The 2,391-nt window shown below is 54.7% G+C and carries 2 protein-coding genes; both read right to left on the bottom strand.

Features of this window, described 5'->3' with window-relative positions; translation table 11 throughout:
* Positions 1-535, bottom strand: a 535-nt coding sequence (locus GX147_10015) for a hypothetical protein (GenBank protein NLN61007.1), incomplete at its 3' end; no start/stop codon positions are given.
* Positions 532-1,641 carry a hypothetical protein gene (locus GX147_10010; GenBank protein NLN61006.1) on the bottom strand — a complete coding sequence of 370 codons (1,110 nt, stop codon included), beginning with the start codon at positions 1,639-1,641 and terminating at the stop codon, positions 532-534. The genes GX147_10015 and GX147_10010, both read right to left, overlap by 4 nt.
* Between the last annotated feature and the right edge of the window lie 750 nt (positions 1,642-2,391).

The following is a 2,391-nucleotide window of genomic DNA, read 5'->3' as shown; positions in this document are numbered from 1 at the left end:
GATGGTACCGAAAAACATCAAGTTTCTTTTCACTTTCCGGAGGACTGAAATTGGCCTGCTCGACGTTACGGAAAAATTCTTCGATACTTGTTTTGCTGTCCTTTGCACTGTTCAGAAGCCATTGGACATTGTGCTCATCCACCGCGCTGAGGGGGCCCGAAATCAGGGCAATTCTATCCTTGTCCTTGGTAAAAATCCGGGGGTTGTTGAAATCATTCCAGGCGGACTGTATCACCTCGCTGAACTCGCTGTTGCTTTGAGTGATCGAAATGGAATGCTTCATCTGACAGAGCAGTTTCCTTCTTTCCCTGGTGCTGGGGTTTTCCACCGTCACAATGCAATCATCCGTATCATACCCGTCGATCTTTCCCTGGAGCTTCACCTCCGCAATCGGCCAGCAGGGAAGGCACGGGGCAATGCCGCCTGAGAGCATCAATGCCACCAAGGCCGCCTGTACGTGGGCCTCGAAATGATGGCCTCCGCCTCCCGTGGAAAAAGAATTGCAGAGTTTCTTGCTCCCGGTCTTTCTTTTCATCCGACCGTCTCCCGTGCTCTTTGTTTTTCGGCCAGGGTCAGGTGATGGTCGTTGATCCGGTCGCCGTGGAAGAGGTGGTGCCAGGGGGCGGATTCCACGTCCTTGCCCCGGTCCTTGTTCCAGTTGATGTTGGGCTTGTCCCGGAGGATCCCCGCTCCTCTTTTTCCCACGTCGGGTACGGTGAGAAAGGGACGGATGTTGAGCCGGACGCCGTCGTTGAGGTCGGGGTTCCACCCGACGGGCTGCTGATCCAGGGGCTTCCACCGCACGAAGATGTCGTAGGGGGCCTCGCCTTCGAGGATCAGCTCCAGCCTCTTCTTCAGCCTTTCGGCGGCGGCGAGTCGTTCTTCCGCTCCGTCCGTTCCCGCTTTCGTTTCCTGCTTCTGACGGTTGATCCAGTCGCCTAGATAGGTGTAGATCAGGGTTTCCATCTTTTTTCGGTCGAGCCTGTAGTAGTTGACCAATGCGGCGATGCCGTCCCGCAGGGCGTCACAGATGTGCCAGATGAAAGGACGGTGCTGGAAGCGCTGACAATGCTGGGTGAAGAACTTTTCCCGCAGCCAGGTTTCCAGGGTTTTGCCGGCGTGGTCGGCATTTTTCAGCAGTTCGGCCAGTATATTGCCGGACCAGGCGTCGCCGTAGGCGGCGGCAAGCAGGTCCAGTAGCCGGTCGAACGCCGGGGCCTCGCCCCGCACGGGAGGAATGCAGACGATGCCGTCCTCGTCCCCATAGCGCAGCAGGGCTTCACACCGGTTCACGCATTCCCGCTGTTCGTCGGCCAGCTCCATTCCCCCATCCAGCTCGGCGGGCCAGCAGTAGCCCAGGAGACGGGCGACGGCGATCTGCAGCACGGTGCCGTCGGTGCGCAGGGGGCCGTGGTCGGTCCGTTTGGTTCCCTCATCCCACAGGACGGAGCCGCAGGGATGGCCGTGGAAGATCCACTGGGTCGGGTCGTCGGTGACGAGTTTGGGCAGGCCGTGGGGGTATTTTTCGGCGGCGACTTTTGACCAGTGGTCAAGATCGAAGGGGATCTTACCTACATACCCATTATCAACGCTCAACTTCTGGTTTATTTTTCGGAGTTCATGGGAAAACGATTCTGACATACAGAACACCCAAGTAGATGGCAAGTCTGCCTCATGCTTCGGAATAATAACCGGTGTTGTGTTGGCAAATCGCTGGCCAAGGAAAAAAGTTGCAGGCAATTTTACCATCTGACCAACCGCAACACCTTTTTCCCCAAAGGCGTCCAATCCACGTATAGCAGAACCTTTATACAAATTCACATCTTGCCACTTTATTACCGAATTCTTGCCACCAAAGTGTTGTGTTTTGCCAGGGGCAGTTTCTAAAAAACACCAAGAATCAAAGACAGCCTGGATTTCCCAAAAAAAGCAAAGAAATCTAAGGTTATCTCCGGTTGAAGTTCCTTGATAACAACTAGCAAAAGCTGCAAATAACAACGAAGCAACTTTCTCGTCCAATTGAATGATAAAATCCGGATTTTCCAACTGCTTCTTTTGCTCCGTAGTTTGTATTTCGGTCGTCGGCAACCATGAAGCTTTTTCAGCGGCGGTACGAAATTCAGAGACATCCACGCCGCGGATCAGGTTGCCGGTTCCGGCATTGGCGAACAGCGCACCGCATTCATGCGCCGCAGCGCTTCGGCTGATGGTCAACAACTGGATATTGTAATCCCACATGGGAGTTTGAAATGACTGTGCTCCTAACCGGGCGATCAGGTGCCAGGTTTCGTTCTTCAGCAGCTTTTCCCGGAACTTTTTGTAGGTTGTGAGGAACAGCCAGTTCTGGGGCAGAACAACGCTCGCAGTTCCCCCCTCGGCGCAGAACCGGAG

The sequence above is a fragment of the Deltaproteobacteria bacterium genome (assembly GCA_012522415.1).
Lineage (GTDB): Bacteria > Desulfobacterota > Syntrophia > Syntrophales > JAAYKM01 > JAAYKM01.
This window is presented reverse-complemented; position numbering and strand designations above follow the sequence as displayed.

Bases quoted from the DNA above. Each gene is read 5' to 3' on its own strand.
- GX147_10010 (NLN61006.1), bottom strand. From the start codon at position 1,641: ATGTCAGAATCGTTTTCCCATGAACTCCGAAAAATAAACCAGAAGTTG.